The sequence below is a fragment of the Lysobacter enzymogenes genome (genome assembly GCF_017355525.1).
In the GTDB taxonomy this organism is placed as follows: domain Bacteria; phylum Pseudomonadota; class Gammaproteobacteria; order Xanthomonadales; family Xanthomonadaceae; genus Lysobacter; species Lysobacter enzymogenes_C.
The window spans coordinates 3,565,001-3,585,312 of record NZ_CP067395.1 but is presented as its reverse complement, the minus strand read 5'-3'; the positions used below and the strand labels follow the sequence as shown (position 1 = coordinate 3,585,312).

Here is a 20,312-nt window from a genome sequence, read left to right as displayed (position 1 = left end):
AGGCGCGATGAACCGCTATTTGGTCATGGTCATGCGCCTGCCGCAGTTCGATACCGATCAGATCGGCCCGCACCGCGATTTCCTCGACGGCCTGCGCGCGCAGGCGCGGCTGGAGCTGGCCGGCGGCTTCGCCGACAAGAGCGGCGGCGCCTACGTGCTGCGCGCGGCCGACCTGGAGGAGGCGCGGGTGCTGGCGTTCGCCGACCCGCTGCATCTGACCGGCTCGTCGCGGGTCGACGTCTACGAGTGGAAGGCGGCCTGAGCGCCGCTTGAGCCGCCCGGCGGCCCGTGGGACGGGCAGCCGGGCGGCGGGGACAGGCGACAGGGGCGCCCTGCGGGGCCGGCCGGCGCGCGATCCGCGCCGGGGCTGCCGCGTTTTCGGCGGCCGCGGCCGCATCGCGTAGCGCCAGAGCGAGCGCGCAGGGCGGCGATGCCGCATCATGGTTTGGCAACAATCAACGCCCGGACGGGCAGAAGGTCGAAATGAAAGCAGGGGTGATCGGTCTGGGAGCGATGGGCGCGCCGATGGCGCGTTACGTACATGCCATGGGCGGGCTGACCGCGGTCGGCAACCGGACCCAGGCCAAGGCCGACGCGCTGGCGTCGGAACTGGGCGTACGCGCGGCGCGTTCGGCGGCGAACTTCGCCGATTGCGACGTGGTGATCCTGTGCGTCTCGCTCGACGCGGACGTGCTCGAGAACGTCGCCGCGCTGGCCGAGGTGCTCAAGCCCGGCGCGATCGTGGTCGATCATTCCACCGTGTCGATCGAAACCGCGCGCCGTTCCGCGGCGATGCTGGCCGTGCACGACATCGGCTTCCTCGACGCGCCGGTCTCCGGCGGCGCGGAAGGCGCGCGCAACGGCAAGCTGTCGATCATGGTCGGCGGCGACGAAGCGCAGCTCGAACGCGTGCACGAGATCGTCGCCAGCTACGCCGCGCGCATCACCCACATGGGCGCGACCGGCGCCGGCCAGGCGACCAAGGCGATCAACCAGGTATTGGTCGCCGGCATCAACGAAGCGGTCTGCGAGGGCCTGGCCCTGGCCGAGAAGCTCGGCCTGGAGGCGGACAAGCTGCTGCCGACGCTGATGGCCGGCGCGGCCAGCAACTGGTTCCTCGACAAGCGCGGCGCGACCATGCTGCGCGACGAGTTCGCGCCCGGCTTCAAGTGCCAGCACATGCTCAAGGACCTGCGCATCGTCCAGGGCATCGCCCGCGACACCGGCGTGCGCACCGCGACCCTCGACCAGGCCGCGGCGGATTACGCCGAGCTGATCGAACGCGGCTACGGCGAAGCCGACACCTCGGCGCTGATCGCGCTCAAGCGCGCGCGGGCGCAGGCGGAGAGCGACGCGGCCTGAGCCGCGTCGGCGCTGGCCCGGCGCGATGCCGGGCCGCGCGACGCCGAGATCTCGCGGCGGCCCCCTGTAGGAGCGGCGCAAGCCGCGACCGCGACACTGCAACTACGACGACCGCTCTCGACCGCCGGCGCCCGCTGCACGTCGCTTCATGCGCGCGCGAGCGATGCGGCGGCGAGGATGAGTTCGCGCGGGCGGCGTCGTGGGCGCTTGCGCGGCTCGAACGATTGCGCCGCAAGTCGTATGGCGGAGGGGGCCAGAGGATTGCGCCGTAGGCGCGGTGGCGCGGTCGCGGCTTGCGCCGCTCCTACAGGAGCGGACAGGTTCGCGGTCGTTTGGCGGCGGCCTTAGCGGCGCATCAAGCCGTCGCGGCCGAGCGCGCCGGCGCGCTTGAGCCCGAAGCGTTCGCCGAGCAGGGCGCCGGCGAACGCCGCGGCCAGGGTCAGCACGATCGCCAGCGCGTTGAACTTCAGCGCGCCGCCGATCGAACGCATCGGCGGCGGGCTGTCGGGCAGCGCCATCGACACCACGGTGTACAGGGTCAGGGCCCACATCGCCGTCATCAGCAACACGGCGATCCAGCGGAACCAGGCGTGGCGGGCCAGCGCGCCGCCGAGGAACATCGCGACCAGCGCGGCGAACACATCGATCACCGGCAGCGGGCCGACGCCGGTATCGATCGCCTGGCGCGCATCCAGGCCGAACAGCTTGGTCAACAACGCGAACAGCAAGAGCATGCCTGCTCCGCCCAGGCAGCCCAGAAGAATGCGCTTGTCCATCCCATCCCCAACGACGTGCATCAGCCGGCGAAGTCTATGCGCGGCGGGTACGGGCCAGGGTGACCGGCGTCGCGCTGTAGCCGGGCGCGCTGCCGGAAGGCGCCCGCGCGCCGACGCACGGTTGCGGGCAATCGGCATTCTGGGTTGTGTCTTCCGCTGCGCCGCGCGCGCGGATCGGGTCGTCCGCGCAGTGCGCGGCGGGTCCGCAGCGCAGTCTTGCGCAAGGCGCTCGAGAACTGTGGGAGGGCTTCAGCCCCGACATTTTTCGCTCCGATCTCCGCGATCCTGAACGAAGGCGTCGGGTTGCGGCCTTTCCGGCGCCGAACTGCGCCGCGTGCGGATCGGATCGTCCGCGCAGCGCGTGCCGGATCCGCCGCGCAGTCCTGCGCGAGGCGCTTGAGAACGATGGGACGGGCTTGGCCCCGACGCATTCCGCTGCGGCCTCGGCGATCCCGAACGCAAGCATCGGGCCGCGGCCCTCGCGGCGCCGGGAAGGTCGGGCCCAACGCACAACGCCCGGCAGTGCCGGGCGTTGCGGAGGGCGACCGATGCGCTGGCGGCTTACTGAACCTTGATCGCCATCCCCGGCAAGCCGCCGTCGGCGAGCTTGCGCTTGGCTTCGGCCAGATCGCCGGCGGTGCCGTACGGCCCCATGCGCACCCGGTACACGGTCTTGCCGCTGATCTGCGCCGATTCGACCCGCGCGCCAAGGCCGAGCATGGCGATCTTGGCCTTCATTTCCTCGGCCTGGCCGGAGGCCTGGAACGCGCCGGCCTGCAGCAGGTAGCGGGTGTTGTCGTCGGCGGCCGCCGCGGCGGCGCTGGCGACGGTCGCGGCCGGCGTCGCGGCGCTGCCTTGCGCGGCGGACACGACCGGCGGCTTCGGCGTCACCGTGGACGGCGGCGGCGTGGCGCTGGCGACCTGGGTCGGCGGCTTCGACGCGGCCGGGGCGATGGTGTCGACCGGCCGCGGCAGGCTGGCCGTGGCCGGCCCCGAGGTCTGCGCGGCGTTGCGCGGCTGGGCGGCGTCCGGATTGGACGCGGCGTGGCTGGACGCAGGATTCGCGGCCGCGGGGTTGGCCGCGGCGGTCTGCCCGGCGCGGCGCTGCTGGGCGGCGCGGCGCTGCTCCTCGGCGGCCTCGGTCGCGGCCAGCTCGGCGTCGCTCATTTCCACTTCGCGGCCCGGCAGCAGGGTGTAGAAGTCGTACTCGGTGCCGTCCTTGGACTTGGGGTCCTTGCCGGCCGCGTCCTTGGGCTTGCCGTTCTTGCCCTGCGCGGCGTCGGCGCGGGCCGGGCGCGGGCTGCCTTCCGGCGCCACCGAATCCTCGTCGGCGCTGACCGCGGCGGGCTGGGCGTCGGGATTGGGCTGCGGACGGAAGAAACCGTCGCCCTTGCCGTCGGACTTGAGGTACTTGGGGACGACCAGGATCAGCACGACCCCGAGCAGCAGCCCGAGCACGCCCCAGGCCCAGCCGGGCAGGCCGTCGTTGCTCTGGTGGTTGCGCTTGGCCTGCGATTTGCCGCGTCGTGCTGCCACTTACATCACCTCCGGGGCGTGGATCCCCAACAGTTCCAGACCGTTCGCCAGGACCTGGCGGGTCGCCATCGCCAGCACCAGCCGCGCGTGGCGCTGGGCGGCGTCGTCGACCAGGAACTGGTGATCGTTGTAATACGTCTGGAAGGTCTGCGCCAACTCCAGCAGGTAGCCGGCCACCTGATGCGGCTCCAGATCGCGTCCGGCGGCGGCGACCACGTCGGGATAGCGCGCGATCGCGGCGATCAGTTCGTGCGCGGCGACGTCGTTCAGGTCCAGCGGCTGGGCCAGCCCGTCGGCCTGGTCGTAGGACAGGCCGCGCTCGTTCAGCTGGCGCAGCAGGCCGTGCATGCGCGCGTGCGAGACCTGCACGTAGTAGACCGGATTGTCCATCGACTGCGAGCGCGCCAGGTCGATGTCGAAGGTCAGCTGCGAATCGGGCTTGCGCGCGATCAGGAACCAGCGCACCGCGTCGCGGCCGGTTTCGTCGATGAGGTCGCGCAGGGTCAGGTAGCTGCCGGCGCGCTTGGACAGCTTCACTTCTTCGCCGCCGCGCATCACCGTGACCATCTGGTGCAGCACGTACTCCGGCCAGCCCTTCGGGATGCCGGCGTCGAGCGCCTGCAGGCCGGCGATCACGCGCGCCAGCGAGCCGTGGTGGTCCGAGCCCAGCTCGGTGATCGCGCGCTCGTAGCCGCGCTGCCACTTGCTCAGGTGATAGGCCACGTCCGGCACGAAGTAGGTGTAGGTGCCGTCGGACTTGCGCATCACCCGGTCTTTGTCGTCGCCGAAGTCGGTCGAGCGCAGCCACAGCGCGCCGCCTTCCTCGTAGGTGTGGCCGTGGGCGACCAGCTCGCGCACGGTCTCCTCGACCTTGTCCTGCTCGTACAGCGAGCTTTCCAGGAAATACACGTCGAAGCCGACGCCGAACGCGGCCAGGTCCTCGTTCTGCTCGCGGCGCAGGTAGGCCACGGCGAACTGGCGGATCGCATCGAGATCGTCGATGTCGCCCTTGCCGGTGACGGCGTGGTTCTCGAACTCGACCGTGGCGCCGTCGAGATACGCGCGGGCCACGTCGGCGATGTAGTCGCCGTTGTAGGCGCTGTCCGGCCAGCCCTCGTCGCCGGGCTTGAGGCCGCGCGCGCGCAGTTGGGTGGAGACGGCGAGATTGTTGATCTGCACGCCGGCGTCGTTGTAGTAGAACTCGCGCATCACGTCCCAGCCGTTGGCGTCGAGCACGCGCGCGATGCAGTCGCCGATCACGCCGGCGCGGCCGTGGCCGACGTGCAGCGGGCCGGTCGGGTTGGCCGAGACGAATTCGACGCCGGCGCGGCGGCCGGCGCCGCTGGCGTTGCGGCCGTAGTTGGCGCCCTGGGCGAAGACCTCGCCGATCTGGCGGCGCCAGGCGGCTTCGTCGACATGGAAATTGATGAAGCCCGGGCCCGCGATCTCGACCTTGCCGATGTCGGCGTCGGCCGGCAGCGCGGCGACCAGCTTCTGCGCGAGTTCGCGCGGATTGGCGCGCGCCGGCTTGGCCAGCAGCATCGCGGCGTTGGTCGAGAAATCGCCCTGGCCTCGGTTCTTCGGGCGCTCGATCACGAAATCGGGCGTGGGCAGGTCGGCCGGCACGGTGCCGGCGGCGCGCAGTGCTTCGATGGCCTGCGCGACCAGAGCGTGGAGGGTGGTTTTCACGTGAGATGCGCTTTCGCGGGGCGTTGCGGAACCGCGCATTTTACGCGTTTCCGCGCCGGCTTTGGGGCCGGGCATCGGCGCGCCGGCGGGCGAAAAGTGAACGCCGCGGCCTGCGCTGTCTGCCGGCGGCGGCGCGCGATCGCGCGCTCACACCCAGCCGCGCAGCGCCATCGACACCGGCTTGCCGTCGCCGACCACGAAATGGTCGAGCAGGCGGATGTCCATCAGCGCCAGCGCCTCCCTCAGCCGCAGGGTCACGGCGCGGTCGGCCGGACTGGGTTCGGCGTTGCCGCTGGGGTGGTTGTGGCCGACGATGACCGCCGCGGCGTTGCGTTGCAGCGCCTGCCGCACCACTTCGCGCGGATGCACCTCGGCGCCGTCGACGCTGCCGTGGAACAGCTCCTGGTAGCCGATCACGCCATGGCGGCTGTTGAGGAACATCGCCGCGAACACCTCGTGCGGGCGGCCGCGCAGCTTCTGCGCCAGATAGCGCCCGGCCGAGGGCGGATCGGTGACCGCGCTGCCGCGCTCCAGGTCGGCCATCTGGCTGCGCGCGGCCAGTTCCAGCGCGGCCTTGAGCGCGCAGGCGCGGGCCTGGCCGATGCCGCGCATGCGCAGCAGCCGCGCCGGCGACTGCTCCAGCAGCGTCGCCAGCGGGCCGTGTTCGGCGAGCAGGCGGCGCGCGGTGCCGACCGCGTCGTGGCCGCGCACGCCGGAGCCCAGGATCAGCGCCAGCAGCTCGGCGTCCGAGAGGACGGCGGCGCCGCTGGCGAGCAGTTTTTCGCGCGGCCGCTCCGCGCTGGGCCATTCTTGGATTCGCATGCCGCCATCCTGGCGGGGGCGCGGGCCACGCGTGATCGGGAGCCTGCGGCCCATCGGGTAAGCTATCGGCCCGGGCGGAGGTAGGAAATCGCCGGGCCGCCGCGGCGGCCGCAGCGACCTGCCCCGCATGCACTACGAACACCAGCGAGCCCCGCCGAACATGGCGCAAGACCCTTCTTTGCCGCTGCACTCACAACGCATCCTGCTGTGCGTCTGCGGCGGCATCGCCGCCTACAAGGCCGCCGACCTGGTGCGCCGCCTGCAGGACGCCGGCGCCCAGGTGCGCGTGGCGATGACCGAAAACGCGACCCGCTTCGTCGGGCCGGCGACCTTCCAGGCGCTGTCCGGCCAGCCGGTGCGCACCTCGCTGTGGGACGAAGCCGCCGAACTGGCGATGGGCCACATCGAACTGGCGCGCTGGGCTCAGCGCATCCTGATCGCGCCGGCCACCGCCGACATGATCGCCAAGCTCGCCCACGGCTTCGCCGACGACCTCATCAGTACCCTGTGCCTGGCGTCCGAGGCGCCGGTCCGCATCGCTCCGGCGATGAACCACCGCATGTGGGGCCACCCGGCGACCCAGGCCAACGTCGCCACCCTGCGCGGGCGCGGCGTGGTCTTCTTCGGACCCGGCGAGGGCCGCATGGCCGAACCCGAATCCGGCCCCGGCCGGTTGCTGGAACCGCTCGAGATCGTCGCCGCCCTGGCCCGGGAGGTGCGCGCATGAGCGCCGCCGACCTCGCCGGGCGCCGCATCGTGGTCAGCGCCGGCCCGACTTTCGAAGACATCGACCCGGTCCGCTTCATCGGCAACCGCAGCAGCGGCAAGATGGGCTTCGCGATCGCCGAAGCCGCGGCGCGCCGCGGCGCCCAGGTGGTGCTGGTCGCCGGCCCGGTCTCGCTGCCGACCCCGGCCGGGCTGGAGCGGGTCGACGTGCGCTCGGCCCGGCAGATGCGCGAGGCGGTGATCGGCCAGCTTCCGGCCGACGTCTACATCGGCGCCGCCGCGGTCGCCGACTACGCGCCGGCCGAGATCGCCCCGGGCAAGATCAAGAAGAAAGAAGAACAGCTGACCCTGGCGCTGGTGCGCACGCCCGACATCCTGGCCGAAGTCGCGGTGCACGCGCGCCGCCCGACCGTGGTGGTCGGCTTCGCCGCTGAGACCCACGACGTGGAGTTCTACGCGCGCGGCAAGCTCGAGAAGAAGAAAGTCGACATGATCGCCGCCAACCGCGTCGGCGTGTCCGGCAGCGGTTTCGAGAGCGACGACAACGCCCTGACCGTGTACTGGATCGGCGGCGAGCGCGCGCTCGGGCCGGCGCCGAAGACCGCGCTGGCCGACCAACTGCTCGACCTGATCCTGGCGCGCTGGCCGGCCTGAGCGCGTCCGCGCGCCGGCCCCGACCGGCGCGCCGCCCTTTTTTTGTTTGGACGTTTTTGGAAGACGCATGCACCACACCCTGGAACTGAAGATCCTCGACCCGCGTTTCGGCGACGAATGGCCGCTGCCGGCCTACGCGACCCCGGCCAGCGCCGGCCTGGACCTGCGCGCGGCGCTGGAGCACGAACTGGTGCTGCAACCCGGCGACGCCGCGCTGCTGCCGTCGGGCCTGGCCGTGCACGTCGGCGATCCGACGATGTGCGCGGTGGTGCTGCCGCGTTCCGGCCTGGGCCACAAGCACGGCATCGTGCTCGGCAACGGCACCGGCCTGATCGACGCCGACTACCAGGGCCCTTTGCTGATCAGCGTGTGGAACCGCGGCCGCGAGGCTTATACGATCCAGCCGGGCGACCGGGTCGCGCAGCTGGTGCTGTTGCCGATCGTGCGCGCGCAGTTGCAGGTGGTGGAACAGTTCCAGGCCAGCGAACGCGGCGAGGGCGGCTTCGGCCATACCGGCGTGCGCTGAGCGCGGCCGCGCCGTCGGGGGGAGGGCTGGCACGCATCGTGCTTGTACTTTGCGGGTGCTTAGTGGCGGGTGCGTACAGCGGGTGTGCCGCGGCGACCGACCGTGATCGCGTTTTTGTCACGTCAATAGGTGCGACGAGGCGCAGTCGACGGACGCGGCCGCGCCCCGCGGGGCAGACTGCGGGGCCGTGCCCGCGCCGCGCACGCGCAGGACCGAACATTTTTAGGGGAAGTTGCCGGTTATGGTCGATGTGAAGCTGGAAAAGCCGCAGATCTCCGCGGCGCAACTCAGGCCCGCGCTGCTGCCGGTCGCGGCGCTGTGCGGCGTGCTGGCGTTGTGGATGGCCTGGGCCGGGGTGCAGCAGCATCTGGATTCCTCGCGCCGCAACGACCTGATCCAGGTGCGCGACGCAGCGGTGACCAGCGCCCACAACGCGCTCGGCGTCGAGCACAAGCGCCTGCGCGACCGCCTCGCGACCGCGCCGATGCAGGCCGCGCTGCAGGCCGGCGACTTCAAGGCCGCCAGCGCCGAACTCGGCAAGGACTGGCCCGGCGCCAGCAACGGCGCGGTGCTGCCGGCCGATCTGGCCGAGCAGTACGCGGCCCTGCCCGGCAGCGGTTACGGCCGGCTCGGCGCGATGGAGGCGGCGATCGTCGCCGACAAGCCGATGGCGGCGATCGTGCGCGAAGGCGGCAAGCCGGTGCTGGCGCTGGCGGCGCCGGCGCGCGCCGGCGAGCAGCTGGTCGGCGTGGCCTACGTGCAGCTGCCGTTGCAGCGCGTCAGCGACGGCGTGGAAAAGGCCGAGATCGGCGGCAGCAGCTATCTGGCCCTGCGCCAGGGCGGCTTCAGCGCGATCGAGCGCGGCGACACCGCGCTCAACAACGGCGCCGAGGCGATGGCCGCGCCGATCCCCGGCAGCGACCTGCGCGTGGCCGCGGCGGTGCCCGACATCGCCGGCGGCCCGCTCGGCATGGGCGCGCTGCCGTGCTTCATCGCCGCGGTGGTGCTGGCCCTGCTCGCGTTCGTGGCGGCGCGGCTGCGTCAGCGCCTGGGCCGGACGACCGGTCCGGTCGAGGACGAAGGTCCCGTTCAGACGCTGGCTGAGACCATGAGCGCTCCTATTGCCGATGCGAATGCGATAAACGTGAGCGATAACACCCTCGAAGCCGCACCGCGGCCGCTGGCCGTGGACAACGGCATCTTCCGCGCCTACGACATCCGCGGCGTGGTCGGCCAAAGCCTCGATCCGGGCATCGCCGAACTGATCGGCCAGGCGGTGGGCTCGGTGATGCACGACCAGGGCCTGACCGAAATTGTCGTAGGCCGCGACGGCCGCCTGTCCGGCCCGAGCCTCATGGAAGGCCTGATCGCCGGCCTGCGCAAGGCCGGCCGCAACGTCGTCGACATCGGCATGGCGCCGACGCCGGTGGTCTACTTCGGCGCCTACCACCTGCGCGCCGGCTCCTGCATTTCGCTGACCGGCAGCCACAACCCGCCGGACTACAACGGCTTCAAGATCGTGGTCGGCGGCGAAACCCTGTCGGGCGACGCGATCACCGACCTGTACCGGCGCATCGTCGGCGGCCGCCTGCACACCGCGGCCGAGCCGGGCACGCTGACCCCGCGCGACATCTCCGAGGACTACGTCCAGCGGATCGCGTCCGACATCCAGATCGACCGCCCGCTCAAGGTCGTGGTCGACGCCGGCAACGGCGTGGCCGGCGACATCGGCCCGCGCGTGCTGGCCGCGATCGGCGCCGAGGTCACCCCGCTGTACTGCGAGATCGACGGCGAGTTCCCGAACCACCACCCCGACCCGAGCGAGCCGCACAACCTGATCGACCTGATCAAGATGGTGCAGCGCCTGGACGCGGACCTCGGCATCGCCTTCGACGGCGACGGCGACCGCCTCGGCGTGGTCACCCGCGACGGCCACAACATCTTCCCCGACCGCCTGCTGATGCTGTTCGCCGCCGACGTGCTCGAGCGCAACCCCGGCGCGATGATCATCTACGACGTGAAGTGCACCGGCCGCCTGCCGGGCCACATCCTGCGCCACGGCGGCAGCCCGCTGATGTGGAAGACCGGCCACTCGCTGATCAAGGCCAAGATGCGCGAGACCGACGCCGAGCTGGCCGGCGAGATGAGCGGCCACTTCTTCTTCAAGGAGCGCTGGTACGGCTTCGACGACGGCATCTACTCGGCCGCGCGCCTGCTCGAGATCCTGGCCGCGCAGGCCGACACGCCGACCCAGACCCTCAACGAGCTGCCCAACGGCGTGGCCACCCCGGAGATCAAGGTCGACGCGCCCGACGGCGACCCGCACAGCTTCGTCGAGCGCTTCCGCAACGAGGCCTCGTTCGAGGGCGCGCGCCTGTCGACCATCGACGGCCTGCGCGTGGACTTCCCCGACGGCTGGGGCCTGGTGCGCGCGTCCAACACCACGCCGATCCTGGTGATGCGCTTCGACGCCGACAGCCAGGCGGCGATGGAACGCATCCAGGGCCTGTTCCGCGCCCAGCTGCACGCGATCAAGCCGGATCTGGCGCTGCCGTTCTGAGCCGGGCCGACGGGCGGCGCGTGCGCCGCCCGCCCAACGAAAAACGCCGCGGCCCAGCCGCGGCGTTTTTCGTTTCCGGACGATGCGACAGGCGATCGCGCGTTCGGGCGCGCCGCTCAGCCGCCGGCGTTCTTGGCCTTGAGCGCGTTGTAGCGATCCAGCGCGGTGGCCAGGTCCTGGTCGGCCAGGCCGCGTTCGACCAACTGCTGCTTGAGCACTTCCTGCTGGTGCAGCAGTTCGTCGTGCTGGCCGCGGATGTTCTCCGCCAGGCCCGAGCCCACCGGCTTGCCGTTGAGTTCGGCTTCGCCGGCCTTGCGCAGCAGGGCCAGCACGGTCTGGCGGCGGCCTTCGATGCCGAGCTGCGAGGCCTTGACCGTCTCGTCCAGCAGCACGATCCGCTCCTGGAAGGATTTGCGCAGGTCTTCCTCGGTCGCGTAGGACTCGGCCATGGCATGGTCGCGGCGCTTCTGCGCCTCGGCCTTCATCGCCGCGCTGCGCGCGTCGCGCGCGGCCTGTTCGGCGGCGGCGCGCTCCTCGGCGGTCTGGGCGCGCTCGACCCGGGCCGTGGCCAGGCCGCTCTTGGCGCTGATCTCGGTGCGCGCGCTGTCGACCGCGTTCGCCGGCAGGGCGTCGCCGCAGACCTTGCGGCCGCCTTCGTCCCAGCAATACAGCTTCTTCTTCGCCCCGTCCTGGGCCAAGGCGAGCGGCGCGGCCAGCGCCAGCAACACCGCGCCGGCGATCAGGGTATGGATGGATTTCATGTCGCGTTCCCGCCTTCGGGGGCTGTCGGTCGACAAGGCGTGACGCAAGAGTCGGGCCACGGCGGAAAATTTACCTGTGACCGACCGCTCATTTCGACGCTGGCGCGCCCGGCCGCCGCGGCGGCGCGGGCGCGGCCGGCGCTCAGCCCTCGCGGCCGTAGGCGGCGCGATAGGCCAGCAGGCGCTCGCGCTGGGCGGCGAACTCGGCGCTGGCGCCGGTGAAGGCGAGCAGATCGTCGAGCCCGGCGATCGCCACGACCGGCAGGCCGTGTTCGATTGCGACAGTTTCTGCCGCCGAGCGTCGGGATTGTGCAGGGTCCACGGCTTCCTGCCGGTCCAGCGCGATGACGATGCCGGCGACCGTGCCGCCGCCGTCGCGGATCAGCCCGAGCGCTTCGCGGATCGCGGTGCCGGCGGTGATCACGTCGTCGACGATCAGCACCCGCCGCCCGGCCAGCGGCGCGCCGATCAGCATCCCGCCCTCGCCGTGGCTCTTGGCTTCCTTGCGGTTGAACGCCAGCGGCAGGTCGCGGCCGCGGCCGGCGTACTCGCAGCCCAGCGCGCTGGCCAGCGGGATGCCCTTGTAGGCCGGGCCGAACAGCAGGTCGAAATCGAGCCCGGCGGCGTCGATCGCGTCGGCGTAGCAGGCCGCCAGCGCGGCCAGCGCGGCGCCGGAGTCGAAGCGTCCGGCGTTGAAGAAGTACGGGCTGACCCGCCCGGATTTCAGGGTGAATTCGCCGAAGCGCAGGGCCTCGGCCTTCAGGGCCAGTTGCAGGAAGCGGGTGCGGTGGTCGGTCATGGCGCGGTCGCGATGGGGGAAGGGGAGGGGGCCGGCGCGGGCGCCAGCCGGTACAGCATCAGGTGCTGCGGGCCGGACGGACCGCCGTGGTAAAGCTCGCCGGTGTCGTGGAAGCCGGCCTTCAGGTACGCGGCGATGGCGGCCTGGTTGCGCACGTTGACCGTCAGCGCCAGCAGGCTGCGCTGCGGGTAGCGCCGGCGCAGGTCCTCGATGCAGGCGCGCATCGCCGCGGTGCCGTAGCCGCGGCCCTGTTCGCGCCGGTCGATGACGTAGGCGCGCAGGCCGACGCTGGGTTCGCCCAGGGCGCGGCCGGCGATCGCCTCGACGCTGAAGTCGAGCCGGTAGAAGCCGACCACGCGCTCGCCGGCCAGCACCGCCATCGCTTCGCTGTTGCGGTCCAGGCGGGTCTGTTCGAGGTTGTAGGCGGTGTCGCCGACGAAGGGCAGTTGCTCGGGCGCGACCTGCAGGCTGCGCACCGCGGGGGCCAGCATCGGCGAGACCACGCCGACCCGCACGGCGGGCGGCGCGGGACGGTCGGGCGGGGGCGTATCGGTCATGCGCGGCATGATACCCGCGCCCGGCCGGTTGCTATGATCGTGCGCACTTCCTGCCCCGGAACGCGCATGCGCATCATCAGTTTCAACGCCAACGGCCTGCGTTCGGCCACGACCAAAGGCTTCTTCGACTGGTTCAAGACCCAGCGCGCCGACGTGCTGTGCGTGCAGGAGACCAAGGCCCAGGAGCACCAGCTCAGCGGCCCGGAATTCCTGCCCGACGGCTACCGCGCGTTCTTCCGCGACGCGATCACCAAGAAGGGCTACAGCGGCGTGGCGATCTACGCCAAGCGCGAACCCGACGAAGTGCGCACCGCGCTGGGCTGGGCCCCGTTCGACGACGAGGGCCGCTACATCGAGGCGCGCTTCGGCAACCTCAGCGTGGTCTCGTTCTACATCCCCTCGGGTTCGTCCGGCGACCTGCGCCAGGGCTTCAAGTTCGAAGTCATGGAATGGCTCAAGCCGATCCTCGACCAGTGGTTGGCCAGTGGCCGCGACTACGTCCTGTGCGGCGACTGGAACATCGTGCGCAGCCGCCTGGACATCAAGAACTGGACCAGCAACCAGAAGAACTCCGGCTGCCTGCCGCCCGAACGCGACTGGCTCAACGGCGTGTGCGCCGACGACAGCGGCTGGGTCGACGCCTACCGCGCGCTCAACGCCGAAGGCCAGGACTACACCTGGTGGAGCAACCGCGGCGCCGCGCGCGCCAACGACGTGGGTTGGCGCATCGACTACCAGTTCGCGACCCCGAGCCTGCGCGCCAAGCTGCGCGGCTGTTCGATCCTGAAAGACCCGCGCTTCTCCGACCACGCGCCGTTCACGGTCGACTATGACGTCTGAGGCGGACGCCTCCGCCGCGCCGGCGCGCCCGGCGCGCAAGGGCTGGCGGCTGGTGCTGAGCAACCTGCGCCAGCCCAAGGTGCTGACGATGCTGTTGCTCGGCTTCAGCTCGGGCATCCCGATCTATCTGGTCGGCAACACCCTCGGCTACTGGATGCGCGAGAACGGCATCGAGCTGAGCACGATCGGCTTCCTGTCCTGGGTCGGCCTGGCGTACTCGCTGAAATTCGCCTGGGCGCCGCTGGTCGACAAGATCGACGCGCCGCTGGCCGGGCGCTGGCTCGGCCGCCGCCGCGGCTGGATGCTGCTGTCGCAACTGGTCGCCGCCGTGGCCCTGGTCGGCATGGCCCTGGTCGAACCGCGCTCGGGCGAGCTGCTGCTCGGCGGCGTCGCGCTGAACCAATTGACGGTGTTCGGCGCGCTGGCGCTGGTGGTCGCGTTCGCCTCGGCCACCCAGGACATCGTCATCGACGCCTGGCGGATCGAGAGCGCCGACAACGCCGAGCAGCAAGGCCTGCTGACGTCGACCTCGACGTTGGGGTATCGCGGCGCGCTGCTCGTCACCGACTCGCTGATCCTGATCCTGGCCGCGCACGCGGGCTGGTCGCTGTCGTACGAAATCATGGCGCTGCTGCTCGGCGTCGGCGTGGTCGCCACGCTGACCGCGCGCGAGCCGCAGGCCAGCGTGCTGGCCGCGGCCGCGCCGCATCCGGCGCTGTTCACTGCGCGCGGCCTGTTCGACGCGGTGATCGGGCCGTTCGTGGCGTTCTTCCGCCAGCACGGCCGGCTGGCCCTGCTGATCCTGCTGGCGATCAGCCTGTACCGGCTGCCGGACTTCCTGTTCGGGCCGATGGCCAACCCGTTCTACGCCGACCTCAAGCTCGACAAGGAAACCGTCGGCGCGGTGCGCGGCTCGTTCGGCCTCGTCGCGACCATCGCCGGCGTCGCCGCGGCCGGCCTGACCGCGGTGCGCTTCGGCTTCATGCCGACCCTGGTCGCCGGCGCGGTGCTCGGCCCAGTGTCGAATCTGGCCTTCGCCTACCTCGCCCTGCACGGCAACGACCCGACCGTGTTCGCGGCGGCGATGGTCATCGACAACTTCTGCAACGGCTACGCCGGCGTGGCCCTGGTCGGCTACATGTCGAGCCTGACCAACGTCGGCTACACCGCCACCCAGTACGCCTTGCTGAGTTCGTTCTATGCCTTGCTCGGCAAGCTGCTCAAGGGACTGTCCGGCGTCGCGGTGACCGAACTGGCCGTCGGCCGCACCCTGCTCGAAGGCTATGCGCTGTTCTTCGTCGGCACCGCCCTGGTCGGCGTGCCGGCGCTGGTGCTGTGCCTCGCGCTGGCCTGGCGCCGGCCGGCCGCGCCGCCGCCCGGGTCCGTCTAGCGCGCAGCGAACAGGCCGAAAAGTAGCGTTCCTGAACGCGATTTGGCCAATTTTGTGTTGCGCGGCGCATGCCCGGATGGCAACTTGCCACGCAGTGACCGACATTCTCCTGCACAACCTGGACCCTGTGATCTCCGACCGGCTGCGCCGGGTGGCGGAGACGCGCGGCTGGAGCCTGCAGCGCACGGCCCTGCACCTGATCGAGACCGGGCTGTTCGCGGTCGAGGCCGAGATGGCCGGCCGTTTCGAGGATCACGACAGCCGCGCCTTGCGCGAAGCGATCGAGGCGCTGGAAGGCATCCCCAGCGACCCCGGCTTCGCCATGATCGGCCGCGCCGAGCCCAAGGACGCGCCGGTCCGCCGCGCCGCCGGCCCCGACCTCAGCGGCCTGGAACTGCTCGACGAATTCCGCCCCGACCGCGACGGCTGATCCGTCTCCCCGGCAGGAATCCCCCTGTAGGAGCGGCGCAAGCCGCGACCGCGCCACCGCGACTTCCCGCGCCACTTGCCGCAGCCCGGATCCAGCCCGGCTGGGGGTTCGCTTCGCTCCAGCGATCGACCGCCCCCGCGCCTACGCCGCCGGATGCACCGTCCCCAACACCCGCAACCCGCGCGCCCCGGTCACGCTCGGCAGATTCCCCGGCAACCCCGCCAGGGTCTGCCGCGCCAGCCAGGCGAAGCCCATCGCCTCGACGAAATCCGGATCCAGCCCGTACGCCGCGGTGGTCTCGACCACCGCCTCCGGCAGCAGCGCCGCCAGCCGCGCCAGCAGCGCGCCGTTGCGCACTCCGCCGCCGCAGGCCAGCACCCGCTGCGTCGCCGGCTGCTGCGCGCGCAGCGCCTGGACGATGCTGACCGCGCTGAGCTCCAGCAGCGTCGCCTGCACGTCCTGCGGCCGCTCGCCGCCGCGCAGGCGCGCCTCGACCCAGGCCAGATGGAACTGCTCGCGCCCGGTGCTCTTGGGCGGCGCCAGCGCGAACCACGGCTCGTCGAGCAGCCGCGCCAGCAAGTCCGCATCGACCCGGCCCTGCGCGGCGAACGCGCCGTCGGCATCGAAGGCCTGGCCGAGATGGCGCAGCGCCCACGCATCCATCAGGCAATTGGCCGGCCCGGTGTCGAAGCCGCGCACCTCGCCGCGCGCCGGCAACAGGGTGAAGTTGGCGATGCCGCCGAGGTTCAAGGCGGCGCGGTCTTGCGCTGGCGAACCCAGCAGCGCGGCGTGGAACGCCGGCATCAGCGGCGCGCCGTGGCCGCCGGCGGCGACGTCGCGGCGGCGGAAGTCGGCGACCGTGGCGATCCCGCTGCGTTCGGCGATCACCGCGCCGTCGCCGATCTGCCAGGTGAAGGGATGGCGCCCGTCGAAGCCCGCGCCGGCCGGGCGATGGCGCACCGTCTGGCCGTGCGAGCCGATCGCCGCGACCGCGGACGCGGCCACGCCGGCTTCGGCCAGCAGCGCCTGCGCGGCCGCGGCGAAGGCCTCGGCGGTCTGGATGTCGAGCGTGCCCAACTCCTCCAGCGAACGCGCATCGCCGCCTTGGCCGAGCGCGACCAGCCGCTCGCGCAGCGCCGCGTCCCAGGCGTAGGTGCGGCCGAGCACGAGTTCGCAGCGGGTCGGCGCGCCTGCCTCGAAGCGCACCAGCGCGGCGTCGATGCCGTCGGCGCTGGTGCCGGAAATCATGCCCAGGAACAGGCCCGCGGCGGGAGTGGAGGTTTCGCTCATGAGTCGGTTCCGTAGCGGCGACTAAGGTTCGCGTCCGCGCCCAGGTCGCGGCGCACTGCCGCGCAGCATCCCGGCATTCGCGGCAAAAACAAAGGCCCGCAGGGCGGTATCGGCAACAAAAGCCGAGAGGCTCGGCACGGCGGCGTCGGCGACAAAAGCAAAAGGGCCCCGCAGGGCCCTTTGGTTCGCGACCGCCGCGCCGCTCAGCCGCGCGAGGTCTTCTTCTTGCCGGCTTTCTTCGCCACCGCGACCGTCTTGGCCACCGGCGCCGCGGTCGGGTCCGCGGCCGGCGCCGGGCCGACATCGGCGTAAATGACGTTCTCGACCTGGCGGATGCGCCCCAGCGCCACCGCGTTCTGCTGGCGGAACTGCGCCAGCGCCACGCCGCTGAGCGGCTCCGGCGGCGGCATGGTGATCGACAGCGGATTGCGGTGCACGCCGTTGACGCGGAATTCGTAATGCAGGTGCGGACCGGTGGCCAGGCCCGAGCTGCCGACGTAGCCGATCACCGTGCCCTGCGGAACCCGCTGGCCCGGCTTGATCTTGCTGAAGTTCGACATGTGCCCGTACAGCGTGGTGTAGCCGCGGCCGTGGTCGAGGATCACCGCGCGGCCGTAGCCGCCCTTCCAGCCGACGAACTGCACGCGCGCGTCGCCGGCGGCCATGATCGGCGTGCCGGTGCCGGCCGCGTAATCGACGCCGGCGTGCATGCGGATGCTGCCGAGCACCGGATGCCGGCGGGTGCCGAAGCCCGAGGTCAGGCGCGCGTACGGAATCGGCATGCGGATGAAGCTTTTCTTCAGCGGGCGGCCTTCGCCGGTGAAGTATTCGGGCTTGCCGCCGCGGTCGAAGCGGAAGCCGGTGTGCAGCTTGCCGTCGCTGGTGAACGTCGCGGCCAGGATCGGGCCGGTGCTGATCAGTTCGCCCTCGCGCCAGGTCTGCTCGACCACCACGCTGAAGCGGTCGTCGGCGCCGACGTCCTCGTTGAAGTCGATGTCGTACTTGAAGATGTCGTCGGTCAGCGTGTTGATGTTGGCCGGCGTCAGCCCGACCTTGCGCGCCGAACGGAACAGCGACTTGCCGACCTTGCCGCTGAGCACCACGGTGCGGACCTGGCTCTGGCGGGCGATGACCTTCTTGTCGGTGACCTTGTCGCCGGCGATGCTCAGCTCGACCCGGTGGCCTTCGTCCTGGTCGTAGCGGAAGGTGCGCAGCGAGCCGTTGACCGGAATGTCGAAGCCCAGCTCGGTGCCCGGCTTCATCCGCATCAGCGCGTCGCGCGCGCCGGGCTGCTCGAGGATCTGGCTCATCGTGGACTTGGGAATGTCCATGTCCTTGAACACCGAACCCAGGGTCTGGCCGCGGTTGACCCGCACCAGCTGCCAGCTGTCGCCGGTCTCGCCCTTGAGCCGGGCCAGGGTCAGCGGCGGCAGCGCCAAGGCCAGCGACTGGCGCGGCTCGTGCGCGCGCACCGAGGCGGTGGACTGGCTGAAACCGGGAATCACCGCGGCGACCATCATGCCCAGGGTCGCGAACAGACCGGCCTGGACCCACTGGCGCCCGCTCCAGCGGCCGTTGAAGCCGTCGGACAAATGGCGCGCCAACACCTTCCGTTTCAGTGCTTTCTCGCGCAGGGCTCTCAGGCGTTCGCGTCGTTCGGCGCCCACACTGGAAGCCTGCTCGGGTACTGTCATGGAAGGAATCCTCGGACGAGGTGTGAAGGCCACGTTGCGGCGCTACCATAGACACGCGAGCAGTACGCGTCAAACCCTTGTCCTGAATAGGGTTTTTCGCCTCCGATGGGTACCGTTTCGTTTAACCCCCAATTAACCTGAATTCGTGACGCGGTTAACAAAACCGCTCGCGACCGTCTTGCGAGTCCCCCTGTGTCGACATCCGTACAAGAAGCCCTGGACCTGATCGCCCGCGGCGCCGACGAAATCATCAAGCTCGAGGAGCTCGAGGCCCGTTTGAAGCTCGGCCGCCCGCTGCGCATCAAGGCCGGCTTCGACCCCACCGCGCCCGACCTGCACGTCGGCCACACCGTATTGCTCAACAAGATGCGGCAGTTCCAGGACCTCGGCCATCAGGTGATCTTCCTGATCGGCGACTTCACCGGAATGATCGGCGACCCGACCGGCAAGAACGTCACCCGCAAGCCGCTGACCCGAGAGGACGTGCTGGCCAACGCCGAGACCTACGCCGAACAGGTGTTCAAGGTGCTCGACAAGGAGCGCACCGAAGTGCGCTTCAACTCCGAGTGGTTCGGCAAGATGGGCGCGGCCGACATGATCAAGCTGGCGGCCCAGCACACCGTGGCGCGCATGCTCGAGCGCGACGACTTCGCCAAGCGCTACGCCGGCCAGCAGCCGATCGCGATCCACGAATTCCTGTATCCGCTGGTGCAGGGCTACGACTCGGTCGCGCTGAAGTGCGACGTCGAACTCGGCGGCACCGACCAGAAGTTCAACCTGCTGATGGGCCGCGGCCTGCAGGAGCACCACGGCCAGCCGCCGCAGATCGTGCTGACCATGCCGCTGCTGGAAGGCCTGGACGGCGTCAACAAGATGTCCAAGTCGCTGGGCAACTACATCGGCATCAACGAGCCCGCGATCGACATCGTCACCAAGGCGATGAAGATCGACGACACGCTGATGTGGCGGTGGATCGATCTGCTGAGCTTCGAGATATCGATCGCGGAGGCCGCGCGGTTGAAGCAGGACATCGAGGCCGGTCAGCTGAACCCGCGCGACCTCAAGCTGCGCCTGGCGCGCGAGCTGGCGGCGCGGTTCCATGGCGCCGCTGCGGCCGAGACGGCGGTGGAAGGCTGGAATGCGGCGGTGCGCGGCGAGGGCGACCTGTCGTCGTTGCCGCTGACCGACGTGACGGTGCCGGCCGAAGGCCTGCGCATCGCGGCGCTGCTGACCGCGGCCGGGCTGACCCCGAGCAATTCGGAAGCCAACCGCAAGCTCAAGGAGCGCGCGGTCAAGGTCGACGGCGTCGTAATAGAAGACGCCCAGCAAGTGTTCGCCCCAGGGTTCGAAGGCGTCCTGACCGTAGGCAAGCGCACCTTCGCCCGCGTCCGCCTCGTCTCCGCCTAAGCGCCGCGTCTCCAAAGCCCCTCTCCCGCCTGCAGGGTGAGGGGCTGCGCTTGCGAGCCACCGGCTCGCGAAGCACCGAGCGCTATGCGTTCGGGCTGGCGTGGGGGGGGATGAGGGCCTCCCGCCGCCGAAACCCCTCCAGGACTTTGCCGTTTCAGTCTCCTGAACCGGTCCCGGAAAATTTCTGCCGAAAACCCGGCAGACCCCCTTCCCAAGCCCCATTCATCTGAGCATAATGTGCGGCTCCCAACGACGCTTTCTCCGGTCCGCGGGACGCGCAAAAAACAGCGGCTTCGAAACGTGTTGACGAATCGAAACGAGCCTGTAAGATGCGCGGCCCGGCAGACGGTTGGATGGTTTGTCGGGGCGCAGAAAACAGCGGTTTCGGTGAGTGTTGACGAACTGAAACGAAGCTGTAAGATGCGCGGCCCGGTCGACGGTTGGATGGTTGAACGGAGCGCGGTACGGCAGTCGGTTTCGACGGGTGGTTGAC

At 70.8% G+C, this 20,312-nt stretch carries 17 protein-coding genes and 1 pseudogene; 9 read left to right on the top strand and 9 right to left on the bottom strand.

Annotation, left to right across the window (positions count from 1 at the left end; all coding sequences use genetic code 11):
- Positions 1–7 precede the first annotated feature (7 nt).
- Together JHW38_RS15095 and JHW38_RS15090 are read left to right on the top strand one after the other, a co-directional pair.
- Positions 8–262 (top strand): YciI family protein, encoded by a 255-nt coding sequence (locus JHW38_RS15095; protein WP_207522165.1) that lies wholly within the window; start codon positions 8–10, stop codon positions 260–262.
- 26 nt (positions 263–288) lie between these two features.
- Positions 289–1,362, top strand: coding sequence for an NAD(P)-dependent oxidoreductase (locus JHW38_RS15090; protein ID WP_242690951.1), 1,074 nt, complete (start codon positions 289–291; stop codon positions 1,360–1,362).
- 344 nt (positions 1,363–1,706) lie between these two features.
- On the opposite strand, the gene JHW38_RS15085 is transcribed toward JHW38_RS15090, so the two are convergent.
- The 4 genes from JHW38_RS15085 to radC all read right to left on the bottom strand — a co-directional run bounded on the left by JHW38_RS15085 (position 1,707) and on the right by radC (position 6,185).
- Positions 1,707–2,096: a hypothetical protein gene (locus JHW38_RS15085; protein WP_207522164.1), complete on the bottom strand. Its 390-nt coding sequence runs from the start codon at positions 2,094–2,096 to the stop codon at positions 1,707–1,709.
- Positions 2,097–2,699: 603 nt separating this feature from the next.
- On the bottom strand, positions 2,700–3,674 hold the full coding sequence (locus tag JHW38_RS15080; RefSeq protein WP_207522163.1) for an SPOR domain-containing protein: 975 nt from the start codon (positions 3,672–3,674) through the stop codon (positions 2,700–2,702).
- Complete coding sequence (argS, locus tag JHW38_RS15075) at positions 3,675–5,363, bottom strand: arginine--tRNA ligase (RefSeq protein WP_207522162.1); 1,689 nt, start codon at positions 5,361–5,363, stop codon at positions 3,675–3,677. It lies immediately after the preceding gene.
- 147 nt (positions 5,364–5,510) lie between these two features.
- On the bottom strand, positions 5,511–6,185 hold the full coding sequence (gene radC / locus JHW38_RS15070) for a RadC family protein (RefSeq protein ID WP_207522161.1): 675 nt from the start codon (positions 6,183–6,185) through the stop codon (positions 5,511–5,513).
- A 160-nt stretch (positions 6,186–6,345) separates the two neighbouring features.
- Here radC and coaBC point away from each other — a divergent pair.
- From coaBC to JHW38_RS15055, 3 genes and pseudogenes are all read left to right on the top strand, one after another.
- A pseudogene (coaBC, locus tag JHW38_RS15065) lies at positions 6,346–7,565 on the top strand (bifunctional phosphopantothenoylcysteine decarboxylase/phosphopantothenate--cysteine ligase CoaBC).
- 67 nt (positions 7,566–7,632) lie between these two features.
- Positions 7,633–8,091: a dUTP diphosphatase gene (dut, locus tag JHW38_RS15060; protein WP_207522160.1), complete on the top strand. Its 459-nt coding sequence runs from the start codon at positions 7,633–7,635 to the stop codon at positions 8,089–8,091.
- A gap of 241 nt (positions 8,092–8,332) precedes the next feature.
- A complete protein-coding gene (locus tag JHW38_RS15055) occupies positions 8,333–10,651 on the top strand; it encodes a phosphomannomutase/phosphoglucomutase (protein ID WP_242690950.1) in 2,319 nt (772 codons plus the stop codon).
- A 116-nt stretch (positions 10,652–10,767) separates the two neighbouring features.
- On the opposite strand, the gene JHW38_RS15050 is transcribed toward JHW38_RS15055, so the two are convergent.
- From JHW38_RS15050 to JHW38_RS15040, 3 genes are all read right to left on the bottom strand, one after another.
- Positions 10,768–11,412: a hypothetical protein gene (locus JHW38_RS15050; protein ID WP_207522159.1), complete on the bottom strand. Its 645-nt coding sequence runs from the start codon at positions 11,410–11,412 to the stop codon at positions 10,768–10,770.
- 142 nt (positions 11,413–11,554) lie between these two features.
- Positions 11,555–12,211, bottom strand: a complete 657-nt coding sequence (pyrE, locus tag JHW38_RS15045; RefSeq protein ID WP_207522158.1) for an orotate phosphoribosyltransferase — start codon at positions 12,209–12,211, stop codon at positions 11,555–11,557.
- Positions 12,208–12,768, bottom strand: coding sequence for a GNAT family N-acetyltransferase (locus JHW38_RS15040; protein WP_207522157.1), 561 nt, complete (start codon positions 12,766–12,768; stop codon positions 12,208–12,210). The genes pyrE and JHW38_RS15040 overlap by 4 nt, the downstream gene beginning before the upstream one ends.
- 66 nt (positions 12,769–12,834) lie before the next feature.
- Between JHW38_RS15040 and JHW38_RS15035 the strand changes: the two genes are divergently transcribed.
- The 3 genes from JHW38_RS15035 to JHW38_RS15025 all read left to right on the top strand — a co-directional run bounded on the left by JHW38_RS15035 (position 12,835) and on the right by JHW38_RS15025 (position 15,428).
- Positions 12,835–13,608: an exodeoxyribonuclease III gene (locus tag JHW38_RS15035; RefSeq protein ID WP_207522156.1), complete on the top strand. Its 774-nt coding sequence runs from the start codon at positions 12,835–12,837 to the stop codon at positions 13,606–13,608.
- The gene (locus tag JHW38_RS15030) at positions 13,598–14,998 is read left to right on the top strand and encodes an AmpG family muropeptide MFS transporter (protein ID WP_207522155.1); all 1,401 of its coding nucleotides are present in this window, start codon (positions 13,598–13,600) and stop codon (positions 14,996–14,998) included. The genes JHW38_RS15035 and JHW38_RS15030 overlap by 11 nt, the downstream gene beginning before the upstream one ends.
- 94 nt (positions 14,999–15,092) lie before the next feature.
- Positions 15,093–15,428, top strand: coding sequence for a hypothetical protein (locus JHW38_RS15025; RefSeq protein WP_207522154.1), 336 nt, complete (start codon positions 15,093–15,095; stop codon positions 15,426–15,428).
- 141 nt (positions 15,429–15,569) lie between these two features.
- Here JHW38_RS15025 and JHW38_RS15020 read toward each other — a convergent pair whose 3' ends face one another.
- Together JHW38_RS15020 and JHW38_RS15015 are read right to left on the bottom strand one after the other, a co-directional pair.
- Positions 15,570–16,718 (bottom strand): anhydro-N-acetylmuramic acid kinase, encoded by a 1,149-nt coding sequence (locus JHW38_RS15020; RefSeq protein WP_207522153.1) that lies wholly within the window; start codon positions 16,716–16,718, stop codon positions 15,570–15,572.
- A 203-nt stretch (positions 16,719–16,921) separates the two neighbouring features.
- The gene (locus JHW38_RS15015) at positions 16,922–18,412 is read right to left on the bottom strand and encodes a M23 family metallopeptidase (protein ID WP_207522152.1); all 1,491 of its coding nucleotides are present in this window, start codon (positions 18,410–18,412) and stop codon (positions 16,922–16,924) included.
- A 192-nt stretch (positions 18,413–18,604) separates the two neighbouring features.
- On the opposite strand from JHW38_RS15015, the gene tyrS reads away from it, so the two are divergent.
- Positions 18,605–19,819 (top strand): tyrosine--tRNA ligase, encoded by a 1,215-nt coding sequence (gene tyrS, locus JHW38_RS15010; protein ID WP_207522151.1) that lies wholly within the window; start codon positions 18,605–18,607, stop codon positions 19,817–19,819.
- The last annotated feature ends 493 nt before the right edge of the window (positions 19,820–20,312 follow it).